The sequence below is a fragment of the Methylothermaceae bacteria B42 genome (assembly GCA_001566965.1).
Lineage (GTDB): Bacteria > Pseudomonadota > Gammaproteobacteria > Methylococcales > Methylothermaceae > Methylohalobius.
Map to the genome: position 1 here is coordinate 515,079 of LSNW01000032.1, position 16,193 is coordinate 531,271.

The following is a 16,193-nucleotide window of genomic DNA, read 5'->3' on the forward strand; positions in this document are numbered from 1 at the left end:
TACATTCCTGAAATCCCTAGTTAACGACAGGATGTTTGAAAACTTTTACAAGGTAGTTTTATGTGGTCATTTTTCCATAAATTAGCTTCTCCCAAGCACTTTTACCGCATTGCCGGCGCCTGGATTCCCTGGCTGGGAGGCATTACTTTACTGTTAATGGCAGTGGGTCTCTATCTGGGACTGTGGGTCGCGCCGCCCGATTATCAACAAGGCGACAGTTACCGGATCATGTTCGTCCACGTCCCCGCGGCCTGGATGTCATTGTTTATTTATGTCTTCATGGCGGTTTGCGGCGGCATTGGCTTGATCTGGAACATGAAAATGGCCGATATCATGGCCATGACCTCCGCCCCCATCGGCGCTTCGTTTACTTTCCTGGCGCTGGTGACAGGTTCCATATGGGGCAAGCCCATGTGGGGGACCTGGTGGGTATGGGACGCCCGCCTGACCTCGGAATTAATCCTGTTATTTCTCTATTTAGGCTATATCGCCCTCCAGAACGCCATTGAAGATCCCCGCACCGCCGCCCGGGCCGGTGCGATCCTGGCCATTGTGGGCAGTGTCAATATTCCCATCATCCACTATTCGGTGGAATGGTGGAATACCTTGCATCAAGGCCCCACGGTGACCCGCATGGACAAACCCGCCATTCACCCCAGCATGCTTTGGCCTTTGTTATTGATGGCTCTGGCATTTCAATTGTATTTCTTTACCTTATTACTGATGCGGGCCCGGGTGGAACTGCTTTACCGAGAACGGCGCAGCCGCTGGGTGAGGGAATTGCTGGGGAACTCGCGGACACCCAAACTCTCCAACAACAGGGAGGCGGTCTAGTATGCTTGGAATTGGTTACCTTTATTTTCCTTATCACTCAATGAGGTGTTCCGTATTCCCTTCCGTGGGTGTTGGCGGCCTGGATGGCCGCCATCAAGCCCCCATGGATGGGTTCACGGCGTCCCACGGAAGGGAATACAACACCAAGTCTTCGTAAAATATAGAGGCAAGCAATCTTATGACATGGAATGAATTCATCCACATGGGCGGTTACGGCGCATACGTCTGGAGCGCCTATGGACTTACCGCCATTGTCTTGATCTGGAATCTGGTCTCAACCTTGCTGCGCAAGCGGGAAGTTTTCAAAACCTTGCAACGTAGCCTCAAACAACAAGAGAATCTACCATGACACCGCGTCAACGCCGAATGATTTGGGTTGCCGTCATTATCACCGGGGTTAGCCTGGCTACATTTCTAGCCTTGGCGGCATTTCAAAAAAACTTGCTCTATTTTTACACCCCATCCCAGATTCAAGCGGGGGAAGCGCCCACCGGCTATGCCTTCCGCGTGGGGGGGCTGGTGGAAAAAGGCAGCGTCAAGCGGCAGCCAGACAGCCTGGCTGTCCGCTTCACCCTCACCGACGGCAACGCCAAGGTAACCGTCTTTTATGACGGCATTCTTCCTGACCTTTTCCGGGAAGGTCAAGGCATCATCGCCATCGGCCAACTCCAACCAGACGGTCTGTTCAAAGCCAGCCAGGTATTGGCCAAGCACGATGAAAACTACATGCCGCCGGAAGTCGCCGATGCCCTGAAAAAAACTGGCGCCATGCCGCCCGTGGATGAATTCAAGGGAGCTGCCCGATGATTGCGGAATTCGGGCAACTGGCCCTGGTAATAGCCCTGTTGATGGCGGTATTACAGGCGGTATTTCCCCTGGCCGGAGCGGCTTTGAAAGTCCCCGTCTGGATGGCGGTGGCCCGCCCCGCGGCGCGGGCTCAGTTTTTGTTTCTGGCGGTTTCTTTCTATTGTCTTACCCAGAGTTTTATCAGCAACGATTTTTCCGTGCGCTATGTGGCCGAGCATTCCAACTCCGCCCTGCCGCTGGTCTACCGCATCGCTGCCGTGTGGGGCGCTCACGAGGGCTCGGTATTGTTGTGGGCCCTGATCCTGGGGCTTTGGACCGCGGCCGTGAGTATTTTCAACCGCGGGCTTGCGGAACCTTTCGTGGCCCGAATTCTCGGGATCATGGGCCTGATAAGCATCGGCATTTTGCTGTTTATCCTGTTAACTTCCAATCCCTTCGAGCGCTTGATCCCCATGCCGCCAGACGGCCGAGACTTGAACCCCCTGCTCCAGGATTTTGGCCTGGCGGTTCACCCGCCCATGTTGTATATGGGCTATGTGGGCATGGCAGTCCCCTTTAGCTTTGCCATCGCCGCCCTGCTCTCCGGCTCTCTGGATGCCGCCTGGGCCCGTTGGTCACGCCCGTGGACGCTGGTTGCCTGGTCTTTCCTTACTTTGGGCATCACCCTCGGCTCCTGGTGGGCTTATTATGAACTGGGCTGGGGCGGCTGGTGGTTCTGGGATCCGGTGGAAAACGCTTCTTTCATGCCGTGGCTGATGGCAACCGCGCTAATCCATTCCCTGGCGGTAACGGAAAAACGCGGGGCCTTCAAGGTGTGGACGGTATTGCTGGCCATTTTCGCCTTTTCTCTGAGCTTGCTGGGCATGTTTCTGGTGCGGTCCGGCGTCCTGGTTTCGGTTCACGCCTTCGCCAACGATCCGGAAAGAGGCCTGTTTATTCTGATATTCCTGGGATTGGTGATTGGCGGCTCTCTACTGCTTTATGCCCTGCGGGCGCCGGCGGTCAAAGACCATGCCCGTTTTTCCCTGTTTTCCAAGGAATCTTTGCTTCTGCTCAACAATATTCTGCTGGTTATTGCCGCTGCCAGCGTCCTGCTGGGCACTTTGTACCCGCTGGTGCTGGATGCCCTTAAGCTGGGTAAAATCTCCGTCGGCCCCCCTTACTTCAGCAGCGTCTTTACGCCGGTTACCGCGCCGCTGTTCATTTTGGCGGGGATCGGGCCACTGGTGGCCTGGCGCCAAGGGGACTTCAAAAAACTATGGCAACAGTTACGTTGGTTTATTCCGGTCAGTTTGATTGGCGCTATCATTGTCACCGCCATCTGGTTTGATCCTAAACAAATCCAAAGCCTGGCTGCTTTGGCCTGCGCCATCTGGCTGGCCACCACTTCTCTTTTTCCTCTGATGCAAAGAATCCGTTTGCGCGGCGGCTGGCGGGGATTGAAACAGCCCACCAGCTTCTATGGCATGACCCTGGCCCATTTTGGCCTGGCGGTCTTTTTGGTGGGCGTGGCTATTTCCAATCACTATAGCTTGGAAAAAATCGTCCGCCTGGCCCCTGGAGATACCGCCCAACTGGGCAACTACCGCTTTGTATTTAATGGCGTCAGGGAAAAAGAAGGACCCAACTATACCGCCGATGAAGGCACCTTTGAGATCTACTCTGGGGATGAAAGAATCGCCACCCTTAAACCTCAAAAACGCTTTTACCCTGTGCAACGTAACATCATGACCGAAGCCGCCATCGATCCCGCCCTGTCACGGGATATCTATGTGGCCCTGGGCGAGGCCATGGAAAATGGCGCCTGGAGTGTGCGTCTTTATGTCAAGCCCGCGATTCGCTGGATCTGGCTGGGCGGACTGCTGATGATGACCGGGGGATTGCTGGCGGCGGCTGACCGGCGCTACCGGGTTACCAAATCCGTCCCGCAAACGGATACCCTGGCGGAACCGGAATTAATGGTGAAAGGCTGATGCTGAAGTATCTGTTACCTTTAGGATTGTTTGTAGGATTGGTGATCTTGCTGGCCGTGGGTTTAACCTTGAATCCAAGGGAGGTTCCCTCCCCTTTAATCGGCAAGCCCGCGCCCCAATTTCAACTGCCCAGCCTGAAAAACCCCAACCAAACCGTCAGTTCAGATATTTTCAAGGGCAAGGTGACCTTACTGAATGTCTGGGCCTCCTGGTGCGTGGCCTGCCGCCAGGAACACCCTTTTCTGCTGGAATTGTCGCGCCAGGGCGAAGTTTCCATCGTCGGACTCAATTATAAAGATGCCCGGGAAGCCGCCCACGGCTGGCTGACCAATCTAGGCAATCCCTACCAAATCAATGCTTTCGACGCCGATGGCAAAGTGGCGATTGACTGGGGAGTTTACGGGGTACCCGAAACTTTCGTCATCGACCAAAAAGGCATTATCCGCTACAAACATATCGGCCCCATCACCCTGCAAGATTGGGAGCAAAAACTGGTGCCGTTGATCCGTTACTTGAAAAAGAAATCATGAGAATTACTTTTTTTCTACTGTTGGTATTGCTAAATTCAGCCGCCGCCAATGCGGGGATTGAAATCCGCAACTTTCCCAGCCCGGAACTGGAACAGCGCTACCAACATCTGATTGAAGAACTGCGCTGCCTGGTTTGCCAAAACCAATCCCTGGCCGATTCCAATGCCGATTTGGCGGAAGATCTGCGCGATGAAGTCTATAACATGCTCATTCAAGGCAAGCAAGACAAGGAAATCGTCGATTTTCTGGTGAACCGGTACGGGGATTTTGTACTTTACCGCCCCCCGGTCAAAAAAACCACGGCGCTGCTTTGGTTTGGACCCTTTGCGGCCCTTGCCATCGGCGGTTTCACCTTTTGGCGGCTGGTCAGGCGCCGCCGCCCTCAAATCGCCGAAACGTTATCCGAGAAAGAAAAGCAGCGTTTAAACCAACTATTACACAAGGACGAGTAATCCATGACAACTTTCTGGTTACTGGCGGCAGCCACCGTGCTGCTGGCCTATGGTCTGTTTTGGTGGCACTTACGAAAGCCAGTCAAATTTTCCTCGCAAACGCAAACCGAAGCGAATATCGCCGTTCACAAACAGCGCCGCCAGGAACTGGAACAAGAACTGGCGGAAGGCAAAATCGACCCGGCTGAATTCGAACGGCTGACCGTGGAGTTGGATCGGGAACTGCTCGACCAACTGCCCCAAAGCAACCCTTCAGAAAATACAGCCTCACCCTACAAGGGCCTCTCGCTGGTTATCGCTACGCTGGTAAGCTTGCCTATCATTGCCTTTGCCCTCTACATGCAATTGGGCCGGCCCGACTTGCTTGCGGGCGTTCAGTCCCAACCCCGGAATGCGCCCCCTTCGCTCGAAGCGGCAGTGGAACGCTTAAATCAAAGACTTGCCGAAAATCCCAAGGATTTGGAAGGCTGGGTACTGCTAGCCCGTACCTATCAGGCTCTGGGACACCCGCAAAAAGCGGTGCAGGCCTACTCGAAAGCTTTGAAACTCAACCCCGATCATCCCGAACTCAAACTCCGTTACGCCGAAGCCCTGGCCCAAACCCAACAAGGCAGTTTTCTTGGCAAACCGGAAAAGCTCATCCAGCAAGTGCTAGAAACCCACAAGGATTACCCATACGCCCTGTGGCTGGCGGGCATGGCCGCGATTCAAAAAGGGGATAAACCAACCGCCAAGCAATATTGGGACACCCTGCTTCAGCAAATGCCGCCCCAAAGTCCCGCCGCCAAGCAGCTCATCAGCATGATGGATCGGGCCGGATTGCCGGTGCCCAAACAAGCCGCTCAAGCCCCCTCAGGAACCCAAATTACTGTAAAAGTTTCCCTGTCCCCAGAGCTGGCTAACAAAGCAAAACCGACGGACAGTTTGTTTATCTTCGCCCGCGCCGCCGAAGGCCCGCCCATGCCATTGGCGATTGTCCGCAAGCAAGTCAAGGACCTGCCTGTCACTGTGACCCTGGATGACTCCATGGCCATGATGCCGCAGATGAAACTATCCAAATTCGATCAAGTCATCCTTGGAGCGCGCATCGCCAAAACCGGCGACGCCAAAGGCGCGCCGGGCGATCTGGAAGGCTGGACAAAACCAATTGCCATCCCGCACAATGAACCTATTACTATCATCATTAATCAAGTGCGCCAATGATCAAGCTGACGCCTCAAGATGCGTTATTGATTGTGGATGTGCAGAAAGATTTCCTCCCTGGCGGTGCCCTGGCGGTTCCCAAAGGGAATGAGGTCATTCCGGTTCTCAACCGCTATATCGACCACTTTACTGCCGAAGGCAGGCCCGTTTTTGCCACCCGCGATTGGCATCCGCCCGATCACTGTTCCTTTCAACCCCAAGGTGGTCCTTGGCCGCCCCATTGCGTTGCCGGAAGCGACGGAGCCCGATTCGCGCCAGAATTGAAATTGCCTGAAGATGTAGAAATCATTTCCAAGGCCACGGAAAAAGACCGGGAAGCCTACTCCGGATTTCAAGGGACGGAACTGGCGGAAAAGCTGCAGCGCCTGGGCATACAGCGCTTATTCATCGGCGGACTGGCCACCGATTACTGCGTGCTCAACACCGTTCGCGATGCAATTGTCAACGGCTTCGAAGTCTTCCTTTTGACCGATGCCATCCGCGCCGTCAACGTACACCCGGAAGATGAAGCCAAGGCCCTGGATGAAATGCGCCGCCTGGGTGCCCGTTTCATTACCCTTGAAGATCTGGACGAATGACCGACCTTCAAAGCGTCCTCCTTACCGACCTTTACCAGCTCACCATGTTGCAAGGCTATTGGCGGGAGGGGATGAATGATAACGCCGTGTTCGAACTGTTCGTGCGCAAATTCCCGCCCAATCGTAATTTCTTGATCGCCGCCGGCCTGGAACAGGCTCTGGACTATTTGGAGAACCTCCGTTTCACGGAAGAAGAATGCAATTTTCTGCAAGGAACCGGCTTTTTTGACTCTGAATTTATCGACTGGCTGGCCCAACTGACTTTCACCGGCGATGTGGACGCTATGCCGGAAGGTACCGTCTTTTTTCCAGACGAACCCATTCTCCGGGTCACCGCTCCCCTGCCCCAAGCGCAACTGGTGGAAACCCGTCTGATCAACCTGCTGCAATTTCAAACCTTGATTGCTTCCAAGGCTGCCCGCTGCGTTCTCGCCGCCCCCGGCAAATTGCTGGTGGACTTTGGCCTGCGCCGGGCCCACGGCAGCGAAGCCGGGCTGCTGGCGGCACGGGCTGCCTATCTGGCAGGATTTACCGGTACTTCCAACGTCCTGGCGGGCATGGAATTCAGCATCCCCATCTTTGGTACCATGGCCCATTCCTATATCATGGCCCACGATGATGAATTAGAAGCTTTCCGCGCTTTCGCCCACGCCCAGCCCAATAACGTGGTACTACTGATTGATACGTACGACACGTTAAAAGCCGTGGACAAAGTCATCGCCCTGGCCGAAGAATTGAAGCGGGAAAATATCACCATCAAGGCCGTGCGGATTGATAGCGGTGATCTGGCCGCCCTAGCAAAACAAGTGAGGCAAAAGCTAGATCACGCCGGTCTCGATCAAATTGGCATTTTTGCCAGCGGCGATTTGGATGAATACGCCTTAAAGCGTTTTACCCACGATAATATTCCCATCGGCGGCTTTGGCATCGGCACCAAACTCACCACTTCCAACGATGTCCCCTACCTCAATTGCGCCTACAAACTGCAAGAATACGCCAGCATCGCCAGACGCAAAGTCTCGAAGGGTAAACAAACCTGGCCCGGCCGCAAGCAAGTCTACCGCCGATATGACGCCTCTGGGAAAATAGAAAAGGACATCATTACGCTAATGAATGACCCGCAAGAAGGGGAGGCGCTATTGCAGCCAGTGATGAAGAACGGAAAACGCCTGCAAACACCAGAATCGCTCGGCGCTATTCGTGAAAGGACAGCTTATAATCTTGAGGCCTTGCCTTCCGGGCTTCAAACGCTTGATCAAACCACTCAATACCCGGTTGAAATCTCCCCTTGCTTGATCCGTTTAACTCAGGAAATTGACAAAAAAATCGGCCTCAGGTGACTCTCATTCAATCGAATCAAAGAAAGACGCCTCGCTCAAACACCATTGATTCTTTTCTCATTTAACCCTTTACTTTCTCGTTCCTGCCGCTGATTTTTCTACTACCCTTTTATCAATAGGGTTTAATGATTTTCCTGTTTACTTACCAATTTTTTTGAAGCCGACTGGCGATACAAACCGCGTAAATTATAGCTAGAGTGAGAATATGATTACTACACCTGCTACTTCTCTAATGAACCGGCTGAAATGTTCCAGCAAAATGCTGTTAATTTCTGTCGTATTCATGATCCCTCTGTTGATAACTTTGATTTTTCTGGTGATAGCGGAAATCCGGGAAATCCGCTTTACCGAGAAAGAACGGCTAGGCCTGGCATATATCATTCCTTTAACCAAATTGGTGCAACACTTTCCAGAACATCGGGGCATGACCAACGCCTACCTTTTAGGTAAGTCTTCATTGAAAGAAAAAATCTTGCAAAAAAGAAATGAGATCACCCAGGATTTCCAAGCTGTGGATACCGTCAATCAGCGTTTGGGAAAACTTTTTGGCGTCAGTGGCTCCTGGCAAAAAATTAAGTCTACTTGGAATCAATTGGCCCAAGATGCCGATGCTGGCGTTAACAGCGAAGCAATTTTTAAGCGGCATTCTGCCTTGGTTAGTGACCTCTTCTTTTTAATCAATGATATCAGCGACCGCTCTAATCTGACTTTAGACACCCATCTGGACACCCACTATATCAGCGCATCGATAACCAAGTTTCTGCCCCAAGCAGCTGAATATCTGGGACAAGCCAGAGGCATGGCTTCTGGCATGGCGGCAAGGCAGCAAATCAGCCGAGAGAAACAGATCCAATTATCGGTCCTGTTGACAACCGTGGAAAAAAGCATTCAGCAAATGGAAAGAGCCAAAAAAATATTAGATCAGGCCCATACCCAGGCTACAGACAAAATCTCTAACCAATTTGCCAATATTATTTCTGCCGCAAAAAATTATTTGGCTTACTTGCATGCTCAAATTCTTAACCGCGATTTTATCGAAGCTGATGCAACCGAGGTATTTCACCGCGGCACTAAAGTCATCAATTCAAATATAACCCTCCTTAACTCATTAATCCCCCAACTCGATCAAATGCTGACCGAAAGAATTGGCCGTCTTAAAGTAAAAATGTATGGATTGATTGCCGTATCCATTTCCTTGACGGCATTGGCCCTCTATTTTTTCGCAGGATTTCATCAATCCTTCATTACCGCTATTTTCAAACTCAATAACGGGGCGAGACAATTAACCAAAGGTAATTTAAAAACCAGAATCTTTTTGGAGAATAAAGATGAGTTTGCTGAACTGGCAAATGCTTTCAATCATATGGCCGAACAATTTTCAGACATCATCCAGCATATGGAAGGAATGATCGAGGAAATGAGCCAATCTGCGTTACAGATGTCAAAAACTTGTAACGATTCCAGCAAAGGCGTTGAATTGCAAAGGGATGAAATACAAAAAGTTGTCAATGCCATCGACGATTTAGCGCTCACTGTAGAAGAGATTGCTCAAAACACCCTTAGAACAGCCGATTCCACAAAAAAAGTCAGTCAAAATGTTTTTGAGGGAACCAAAATCTCAGCGGAAACGGCGAATACCGTTCTGACCTTAAGCAATGAAATAGGAACTGCCGCCACAGTCATTGGAAACCTGGCGGCAGATGGAGAAAAAATCGGTACGGTTCTCGATGTAATTGGCAGTATTGCGGAACAAACCAATCTCCTTGCTTTGAATGCCGCCATTGAGGCCGCAAGAGCAGGAGAACAAGGAAGGGGATTTGCAGTCGTTGCTGAAGAGGTTAGAACATTAGCCAGTCGGACGCAAGAAGCCACTCAAGAAATCCATGGAATGATTCAGCGCATTCAGGAAGGTACCTTAAAAGCAGTCCAAGTCATGGAGAAAGGTAAAAAGATTTCCATGACCACGGTGGAAAACACCAAAAAAGAAAGTGAATTTCTTGGGGGAGTCGTCGATTCAATTTCTCACATTGATGAAATGATTTTGCAAATAGCCAGCGCCACCGAACAACAATCTAAAGCCGCGAATGAAATTAAACAAAGCATGGAAAATATTTACCAAGTCACCACCCGGACCCTTGAGGGATCCAGCCAAATTTATTCAAGCAGTGAAAACCTGGCGGTATTGTCATCAGATATCCGTAAAGATATTAGCCAATTCAGCATATGACTCCTAAATTAAGCCGATCTTTGTTGCACTGGAAAAATTCTGTTCAGGAATAATAGGCATCTGAAAGCTTTATTTATTGTGTCATGATCCAATCGCTGTCCCCAAACTCATGGAAGGCATCCCCCTTTTCTGGGTTTGAAATAATTGGAAGTACTGGAAAAGATTAGCTAGCCAAATCAGTACTTTAAACGTCTATGGCGGACTGGATGGTATCCTCAAGGACATGGTGAGCATCCCCCGTGGCTTTTGGAAAACCGTGAATGAATGAGGATGCGTTGTTGCCTGGACTTTCGTCAAGCTCTGCTGAGGGTTTGAGTAGTATACTAGCGATTTAACTACTCAATCCCTCGCTTTGTCGTACTCTATCGTCAACCAGACTTATCAATCCGAATACCACATCAAACGCTCGCGTTTTATCGCAGTGCTGGCGCCGTGTAATAACCTGGAAACAATCCAGCACTTTCTATCAGAAATGCATACCCAGCACCCCCAAGCCAGCCACGTAACCTTTGCCTGGCGATTGTTGACCGATCAGGGATTGCGGGAACGGTTTTCCGATGCCGGTGAACCTTCAGGAACTGCTGGCCGTCCAATTCTTGCTCACCTGCAAGGCAAGGATCTGATTAACTGCTGCCTGGCGGTGATCCGCTATTTTGGCGGCATCAAACTGGGCGCTGGAGGGCTGGCCAGGGCCTATGGACAGGCAGCCAAGCAGGTGCTTGAAATCGCGCAAATGCATCCCCATATCGTTTACAGAACCATGACCATGACTATCGATTACTCGCAATATCAAACATTACCCAAACGGCTGGAGTCTTTAGGGGTTTTAATGGGTGAGGCGCAATTTGGAACACAAGTGACAGTCACCCTTGAGGTGCCGGAAAACCAATGGGAGCCAGTTCAACAATTGATAGAGCGCCTATGAGAATTGTCGGATTTCTAAATCTATTCGTTTTACTATTACTAACTGCTTGCGCCACCCGTCCCCCTAGTTTCTCCACCTCTTTGAAGGGACCTGCCTTGACACCGGAGACTTTTATCACCAGCGACGGATGGCCTTTGCCTTTGCATCAATGGCAACCTGGGAAACAAGCAGAAGCTGTTATTGTCGCCTTACATGGTTTCAACGATTACGGCCGGTTTATCGAACAACCCGCCCATTATTTCAACAAGGCAGGCATTGCTGTTTACTCTTACGATCAAAGGGGATTCGGCGCTTCTCCCGGGCGGGGCAGATGGGCGGGAACAAAAACCTACGCCAACGACCTGGCGACTTTTGTTGACCTGTTAAGACAGCGTCATCCGGACACGCCGCTTTATGTACTGGGTGAAAGCATGGGCGGCGCGGTCACCGCGGTTGCCGCCGTCAACGGACTTCCCAACGTGGACGGGTTGATTTTGGCCGCACCTGCGGTCTGGGCCCGTTGGACCATGCCCTGGTATCAGCGCAGTTTATTGTGGCTGGGAAGCCATGTGGCGCCGTGGATGAAACTGACCAGAAAAGGCCTTGAAATCACGCCTTCCGACAATATAGAGATGCTAAGAGCGTTGTCGCAAGACCCGTTGGTGATTAAGGCCACCCGGATTGACGCTATCGCTGGATTGACCAACTTAATGGACAGCGCCCTGGCATCCGCCCCGAAATTGAATACCCCGACCCTGCTGCTTTACGGCGAAAAGGACGAAATAGTGCCAAAAGAACCAACTTTAGCGTTCATCCGCCAGGCCAAACCGAACATCCTTAAAACCGCCTGGTATGACGAAGGCTATCACATGCTGCTGCGGGACCTTCAGGGCGAGCGTTACTGGCGGGATATTCTGGCCTGGATCAGGCAACCTCACGGACCTTTACCATCTGGCGCTGATAATCATTTACCGGAATTGAATTCCTCCAAAATCATGACCATGAAAGAAATAACAGAGTAATACAAGAGGGACATAATGCGACAACGCGACCCGCTCGACTGGATGTGGCTTCAAGCGATAGAAATGCTGGAAAAGGCGGAACGATTCAATCGCCTTTTTTTCCAGATCCAGCGCTCCCGCGCCCGGCTGCCCGCCTGGGAACCGCCTGTTGATATGGTGGAAACTTTGAATGAGCTGCACATCACGGCGGTACTGCCAGGTATCCGTGCCGAACAGGTGGAAGTGGTGATCGAAGGGGGAATGGTCAGAATTGCCGGCGAGCGCCTACCCCCGGTGATGCCATCCACTACCCAAATCCATCGGCTGGAAATACCTTTCGGCCGGTTTGAACGCCGAATTCATTTACCCCCGGGACGTTATGAATTACTTCATTCTGAATACCAACAAGGTTGCCTGCGCATAAGCTTTCGCAAACGCGCCTAACCTCAGACAGGGAAAGAATTGCCATGACTGAAGCACAAAACAATACCACTGATATCACCGAAACCGCAGAAAAAGAAACCATCATCCAACTTCCGGAAAGTGCCTTACCCATTATTCCGGTCCGCAATGTCGTTCTGTTCCCAGGCGTCATTATCCCTTTGAGCATCGGGCGCGACCGCTCCATTGCCGCGGCCCAACACGCACTTAAAGCGGAACAGCCGGTCGGCCTGCTGCTGCAAAAGGATGCGGGCATTGATAAACCCATGCCCAGTGACCTCTACACGGTAGGCACTACAGCCAATATATTGCGCTACGTGACCGCGCCGGATGGCACCCATCATATAGTTTGCCAAGGGGAACAACGATTCCGAGTCAAGGAGTATCTGGAAGGGTATCCTTTTCTGGTGGCGGAAATTGAGCCTATTAGCGAAGAAGAAGCCATCAGCGCTGAAATCGAAGCTCGCATGCTGCAATTGAAAGAGCAAGTGGGAGAGTTGTTGGAATTGATGCCCCAAGCGCCTTCCGAATTGGTCAATGCGGTCCAGCAGATCAATACCCCGGGCATGCTGGCGGATATGGTGGCGGCGTTTATCGACATTGAGCCAGAGAAAAAACAAGCCCTGTTGGAAACCACCGATGTTGCGGAGCGGCTGGATAAGCTCCTGGATCACGTCAGCCGCCGCCTTGAAGTATTGCGTTTGTCTCAGGAAATCAGCGAGCGCACCAAAAAATCCATGGATGAACGGCAGCGCGAATACCTGCTGCGCGAACAACTTAAAACCATCCAACAAGAGCTGGGAGAAGGCGAAGAGCAGGCGGAAGAAATCAACGAACTGCGCGAAGCCATCGAAAAAGCCGGCATGCCTGAGGAAGTCAAGGAGCACGCTCTCAAGGAGCTAAAGCGGCTGGAACGGATGCACGAATCTCAGGCGGAATATGGCATGCTCCGCACCTATTTGGAATGGCTGACAGAACTGCCCTGGTCCAAGGACACCGAGGAAAAGCTGGAAATCAGCGAAGCCCGCCGCATTCTCGACGAAGATCACCACGATCTGGAGAAGGTCAAGCGGAGGATTCTCGAATACCTGGCGGTACGCAAACTCAATCCCCAAGGCAAAAGCCCGATTCTCTGTTTCGTCGGTCCTCCGGGGGTAGGTAAAACCTCTCTCGGCCAAAGCATTGCCAAGGCGACAGGGAGAAAATTTGTCCGTGTCGCCTTGGGGGGCGTCCATGACGAAGCGGAAATCCGCGGCCACCGCCGCACCTATATCGGCGCCATGCCGGGAAATATCATTCAGGCCATTCGCAAGGCGGGTAGCCGCAATTGCGTGATGATGCTGGACGAAATAGACAAACTGGGCGCCGGCGCTTTCCACGGCGATCCCGCCGCCGCTTTGCTGGAAGTGCTGGATCCCGAGCAAAACGCTAACTTCCGGGATAACTATTTGGGCGTGCCCTTTGATTTGAGCAAAGTCATGTTCATCTGCACTGCCAACGTGCTCGATACCATCCCAAGGCCATTGCTCGACCGGATGGAAATCATCGAAATCCCAGGCTACACGGAAACCGACAAACTCCAGATCGCCCGCCGCTACCTGGTCAAACGGCAATTGGAAGCCTGCGGATTGACTCCGGAGCAATGCGAGATCACCGATGACGCACTGCTTACCATTATCCGTCACTATACCCGGGAAGCGGGAGTGAGGAATCTTGAGCGGGAAATCGGCGCGGTATTCCGGCATGCGGCCATTGAGATTGCTGAAAAAGGCAAGGAAAAAGTGCGGATTGACGCCGATGACATCGCAAAAATTCTTGGGCCGCCGCGCTATGAAAGCGAAGTAGCCATGCGTACCAGCATTCCGGGCGTAGCCACGGGCTTGGCTTGGACTCCGGTAGGCGGCGATATTCTGTTTATCGAGGCCACCAAGACGCCAGGTAACGGCAAGCTGATCCTTACCGGCCACCTGGGGGATGTGATGAAGGAAAGCGCCCAGGCTGCATTGACATTGGTCAAGGCCAGAAGTGAAACCCTGGGTATCGATCCAAAAGTGTTTTCTGAATCCGATGTCCACGTTCACGTCCCCGCCGGCGCCACTCCCAAGGATGGACCCAGTGCCGGTGTGGCAATCTTCGTGGCCTTGGTTTCACTCTTCACGGACAAACCGGTCCGGCCGGATGTGGCCATGACCGGGGAAATCAGCCTGCGAGGTTTGGTCTTGCCGGTAGGCGGCATCAAGGAAAAAGTATTAGCGGCGCTGCAAGCCGGCATCAAAACCGTCATGCTTCCCGCCCGCAACAAGAAAGAATGGGAAGATATCCCGCCGGAGGCTAAAGAAAAGCTGCGCTTTGTCTGGCTGGAAAATGTGGATCAAGCCATAGAAGAAGCAATTGGTAAAATTTAAATGAAGAAGCGTTGGAAGTGGCCTTTTTACGCCGGCCTGCTCGCCCTAGTGATTGCTGGTCAGTGGTTTATGAACCGCAATCTCGTTTCCGGACCGGCGCCTGCTTTACAAGGCACCACCTTAAATGGACAAAGCTTTGATCTTCGCCAATTCAAGGGGCAGCCGGCGGTGGTTTATTTTTGGGCGACCTGGTGCAAAATCTGCAGCGCGATGGAAAGCACCATTGCGGATATTGCCAAGGATTACCCGGTTATCTCAATCGCCACTCAATCAGGAACGGCAAAGACTCTTGCAAAAGCCAACCGAGTCACCATAACCGACCCGGATGGGAAGATTGGACAACGCTTTGGCATCCGGGGCGTGCCTACCGCGTTTATTCTGGATAAGAAGGGCAATATCCGCTATGCCGCCGTAGGCTATACCACCGAATGGGGCTTACGCGCCCGCCTCTGGCTGGCCAAGCAATAATCCCCGGATCAAACCCAGTTTGTGTTTGATCATGGCTGAATTCACCGGCCCCATGCGCAGTAGTTGTTTTTGCGCGCGGCTCAAGTTCTCCAGGGACGGGTCGGCGAATTTATACATTACCGAAGGCTTGAGTAAAATCACCTTCCCTTGAATATGGGGGGTTTTCAGCAAATGTTCGATGCCCTGAATCAATGTAGTTTCAAACGCCTGACCAGGCTTGGTAAATTCGGCAAACGCCTCGTCCACCAGGGGTTTGATCAGCCGATACAGTTTTACCAGGCCTTCCTCGTCAATCGCATTCACCGCTTCCGCTAATCGGTCATACCGATGATATCCCGCCGGGTCCATCACATATTGGCCTTTAGCTTTTTCCTTGACTGGAAACGGAGTTTTAGGCGCCCAAAACATAAATTGCTTGCGCGGTACTTTCCCGTGCGCCACTTCATTCACTAATAACACCGTCTTTCGAATCAGGTCAGACTCAGTATTAATCCAATGCACAAATTCCGGGTGTGGATTAACAGCCGGTAACTGCTCCCGCAACCATTGATCACTGTCTGCCAGACTTTCCGGCGGCACAAGCGCCTGGCTTTCGACAGGTTGTTCCACATTTTTTTCTGTTGGCTTGGAGGGTTGGGTTTCAGGTACCGGTTTACTCCGCGGTTTAGCCTTCCCTGCAGGAATCTCGGGAGCTTGGGAACGAGTGACAATCTTATCCAAATGACTGGCCTTTTCCAGCCGATAAGCCTTCCAAAGAGAATAGCCCGCCACTCCCAGTACACCGGCAAAAAGAATAGCCCATATGCCTTTCCTGACAGGCGACGCTTTGTATTCTATTTCAAGATCGTCGGACATTAACTCTCCCCTTGGTGACAAGCACAAAAATATGCGTTTTTATATCACAATTGGACGGGAAAGTTTTGCCCTATTTTTTAGGATATAGCAGTGCCTTGGCTATCCTGCGGCTACCACAAGTGTGCTTCAGGGCCCTGGACAATCGTTTGAGAAGAATTATCTCTGAACTGAGTGT

General features: G+C 51.9%; 16 protein-coding genes. 15 read left to right on the plus strand and 1 reads right to left on the minus strand.

The window, feature by feature from the left end; genetic code table 11:
* Positions 1 to 60: 60 nt before the first annotated feature.
* The 15 genes from AXA67_13565 (at position 61) to AXA67_13635 (ending at position 15,163) form a co-directional block, all read left to right on the plus strand.
* Positions 61 to 834: a heme ABC transporter permease gene (locus tag AXA67_13565; GenBank protein ID KXJ40059.1), complete on the plus strand. Its 774-nt coding sequence runs from the start codon at positions 61 to 63 to the stop codon at positions 832 to 834.
* A gap of 178 nt (positions 835 to 1,012) precedes the next feature.
* Positions 1,013 to 1,183 carry a heme exporter protein CcmD gene (locus AXA67_13570; protein KXJ40060.1) on the plus strand — a complete coding sequence of 57 codons (171 nt, stop codon included), beginning with the start codon at positions 1,013 to 1,015 and terminating at the stop codon, positions 1,181 to 1,183.
* Positions 1,180 to 1,641 (plus strand): cytochrome c biogenesis protein CcmE, encoded by a 462-nt coding sequence (locus AXA67_13575; protein ID KXJ40061.1) that lies wholly within the window; start codon positions 1,180 to 1,182, stop codon positions 1,639 to 1,641. Before AXA67_13570 ends, AXA67_13575 begins: the two co-directional genes overlap by 4 nt.
* Complete coding sequence (locus AXA67_13580; protein ID KXJ40062.1) at positions 1,638 to 3,614, plus strand: cytochrome C biogenesis protein; 1,977 nt, start codon at positions 1,638 to 1,640, stop codon at positions 3,612 to 3,614. The genes AXA67_13575 and AXA67_13580 overlap by 4 nt, the downstream gene beginning before the upstream one ends.
* Positions 3,614 to 4,144 (plus strand): thiol:disulfide interchange protein, encoded by a 531-nt coding sequence (locus tag AXA67_13585; protein ID KXJ40063.1) that lies wholly within the window; start codon positions 3,614 to 3,616, stop codon positions 4,142 to 4,144. Before AXA67_13580 ends, AXA67_13585 begins: the two co-directional genes overlap by 1 nt.
* A complete protein-coding gene (locus AXA67_13590) occupies positions 4,141 to 4,596 on the plus strand; it encodes a hypothetical protein (protein KXJ40064.1) in 456 nt (151 codons plus the stop codon). The genes AXA67_13585 and AXA67_13590 overlap by 4 nt, the downstream gene beginning before the upstream one ends.
* A gap of 3 nt (positions 4,597 to 4,599) precedes the next feature.
* On the plus strand, positions 4,600 to 5,799 hold the full coding sequence (locus AXA67_13595) for a hypothetical protein (GenBank protein ID KXJ40065.1): 1,200 nt from the start codon (positions 4,600 to 4,602) through the stop codon (positions 5,797 to 5,799).
* Positions 5,796 to 6,377: a hypothetical protein gene (locus tag AXA67_13600; protein ID KXJ40066.1), complete on the plus strand. Its 582-nt coding sequence runs from the start codon at positions 5,796 to 5,798 to the stop codon at positions 6,375 to 6,377. Before AXA67_13595 ends, AXA67_13600 begins: the two co-directional genes overlap by 4 nt.
* Positions 6,374 to 7,717, plus strand: coding sequence for a nicotinate phosphoribosyltransferase (locus AXA67_13605; protein ID KXJ40067.1), 1,344 nt, complete (start codon positions 6,374 to 6,376; stop codon positions 7,715 to 7,717). The genes AXA67_13600 and AXA67_13605 overlap by 4 nt, the downstream gene beginning before the upstream one ends.
* 232 nt (positions 7,718 to 7,949) lie before the next feature.
* Positions 7,950 to 9,944 carry a hypothetical protein gene (locus tag AXA67_13610; protein ID KXJ40068.1) on the plus strand — a complete coding sequence of 665 codons (1,995 nt, stop codon included), beginning with the start codon at positions 7,950 to 7,952 and terminating at the stop codon, positions 9,942 to 9,944.
* Positions 9,945 to 10,416: 472 nt separating this feature from the next.
* Positions 10,417 to 10,869 carry a hypothetical protein gene (locus AXA67_13615; GenBank protein KXJ40069.1) on the plus strand — a complete coding sequence of 151 codons (453 nt, stop codon included), beginning with the start codon at positions 10,417 to 10,419 and terminating at the stop codon, positions 10,867 to 10,869.
* Positions 10,866 to 11,870, plus strand: coding sequence for an alpha/beta hydrolase (locus tag AXA67_13620; protein KXJ40070.1), 1,005 nt, complete (start codon positions 10,866 to 10,868; stop codon positions 11,868 to 11,870). The genes AXA67_13615 and AXA67_13620 overlap by 4 nt, the downstream gene beginning before the upstream one ends.
* Before the next feature lie 15 nt (positions 11,871 to 11,885).
* The gene (locus AXA67_13625) at positions 11,886 to 12,293 is read left to right on the plus strand and encodes a hypothetical protein (GenBank protein ID KXJ40071.1); all 408 of its coding nucleotides are present in this window, start codon (positions 11,886 to 11,888) and stop codon (positions 12,291 to 12,293) included.
* A 23-nt stretch (positions 12,294 to 12,316) separates the two neighbouring features.
* Complete coding sequence (locus AXA67_13630) at positions 12,317 to 14,695, plus strand: DNA-binding protein (protein ID KXJ40072.1); 2,379 nt, start codon at positions 12,317 to 12,319, stop codon at positions 14,693 to 14,695.
* Entirely contained in the window at positions 14,696 to 15,163 is a 468-nt protein-coding gene (locus AXA67_13635; protein ID KXJ40073.1) for a hypothetical protein, read from the plus strand. It abuts the gene before it with no gap.
* On the opposite strand, the gene AXA67_13640 is transcribed toward AXA67_13635, so the two are convergent.
* On the minus strand, positions 15,131 to 16,018 hold the full coding sequence (locus AXA67_13640) for a hypothetical protein (protein ID KXJ40074.1): 888 nt from the start codon (positions 16,016 to 16,018) through the stop codon (positions 15,131 to 15,133). The genes AXA67_13635 and AXA67_13640 overlap by 33 nt on opposite strands.
* Positions 16,019 to 16,193 lie beyond the last annotated feature (175 nt).

Bases quoted from the DNA above. Each gene is read 5' to 3' on its own strand.
- AXA67_13575 (KXJ40061.1), top strand. From the start codon at position 1,180: ATGACACCGCGTCAACGCCGAATGATTTGGGTTGCCGTCATTATCACC.
- AXA67_13580 (KXJ40062.1), top strand. From the start codon at position 1,638: ATGATTGCGGAATTCGGGCAACTGGCCCTGGTAATAGCCCTGTTGATG.
- AXA67_13590 (KXJ40064.1), top strand. From the start codon at position 4,141: ATGAGAATTACTTTTTTTCTACTGTTGGTATTGCTAAATTCAGCCGCC.
- AXA67_13620 (KXJ40070.1), top strand. From the start codon at position 10,866: ATGAGAATTGTCGGATTTCTAAATCTATTCGTTTTACTATTACTAACT.
- AXA67_13625 (KXJ40071.1), top strand. From the start codon at position 11,886: ATGCGACAACGCGACCCGCTCGACTGGATGTGGCTTCAAGCGATAGAA.
- AXA67_13635 (KXJ40073.1), top strand. From the start codon at position 14,696: ATGAAGAAGCGTTGGAAGTGGCCTTTTTACGCCGGCCTGCTCGCCCTA.
- AXA67_13595 (KXJ40065.1), top strand. From the start codon at position 4,600: ATGACAACTTTCTGGTTACTGGCGGCAGCCACCGTGCTGCTGGCCTAT.
- AXA67_13630 (KXJ40072.1), top strand. From the start codon at position 12,317: ATGACTGAAGCACAAAACAATACCACTGATATCACCGAAACCGCAGAA.
- AXA67_13605 (KXJ40067.1), top strand. From the start codon at position 6,374: ATGACCGACCTTCAAAGCGTCCTCCTTACCGACCTTTACCAGCTCACC.
- AXA67_13615 (KXJ40069.1), top strand. From the start codon at position 10,417: ATGCATACCCAGCACCCCCAAGCCAGCCACGTAACCTTTGCCTGGCGA.
- AXA67_13585 (KXJ40063.1), top strand. From the start codon at position 3,614: ATGCTGAAGTATCTGTTACCTTTAGGATTGTTTGTAGGATTGGTGATC.
- AXA67_13565 (KXJ40059.1), top strand. From the start codon at position 61: ATGTGGTCATTTTTCCATAAATTAGCTTCTCCCAAGCACTTTTACCGC.
- AXA67_13600 (KXJ40066.1), top strand. From the start codon at position 5,796: ATGATCAAGCTGACGCCTCAAGATGCGTTATTGATTGTGGATGTGCAG.
- AXA67_13570 (KXJ40060.1), top strand. From the start codon at position 1,013: ATGACATGGAATGAATTCATCCACATGGGCGGTTACGGCGCATACGTC.
- AXA67_13610 (KXJ40068.1), top strand. From the start codon at position 7,950: ATGAACCGGCTGAAATGTTCCAGCAAAATGCTGTTAATTTCTGTCGTA.
- AXA67_13640 (KXJ40074.1), bottom strand. From the start codon at position 16,018: ATGTCCGACGATCTTGAAATAGAATACAAAGCGTCGCCTGTCAGGAAA.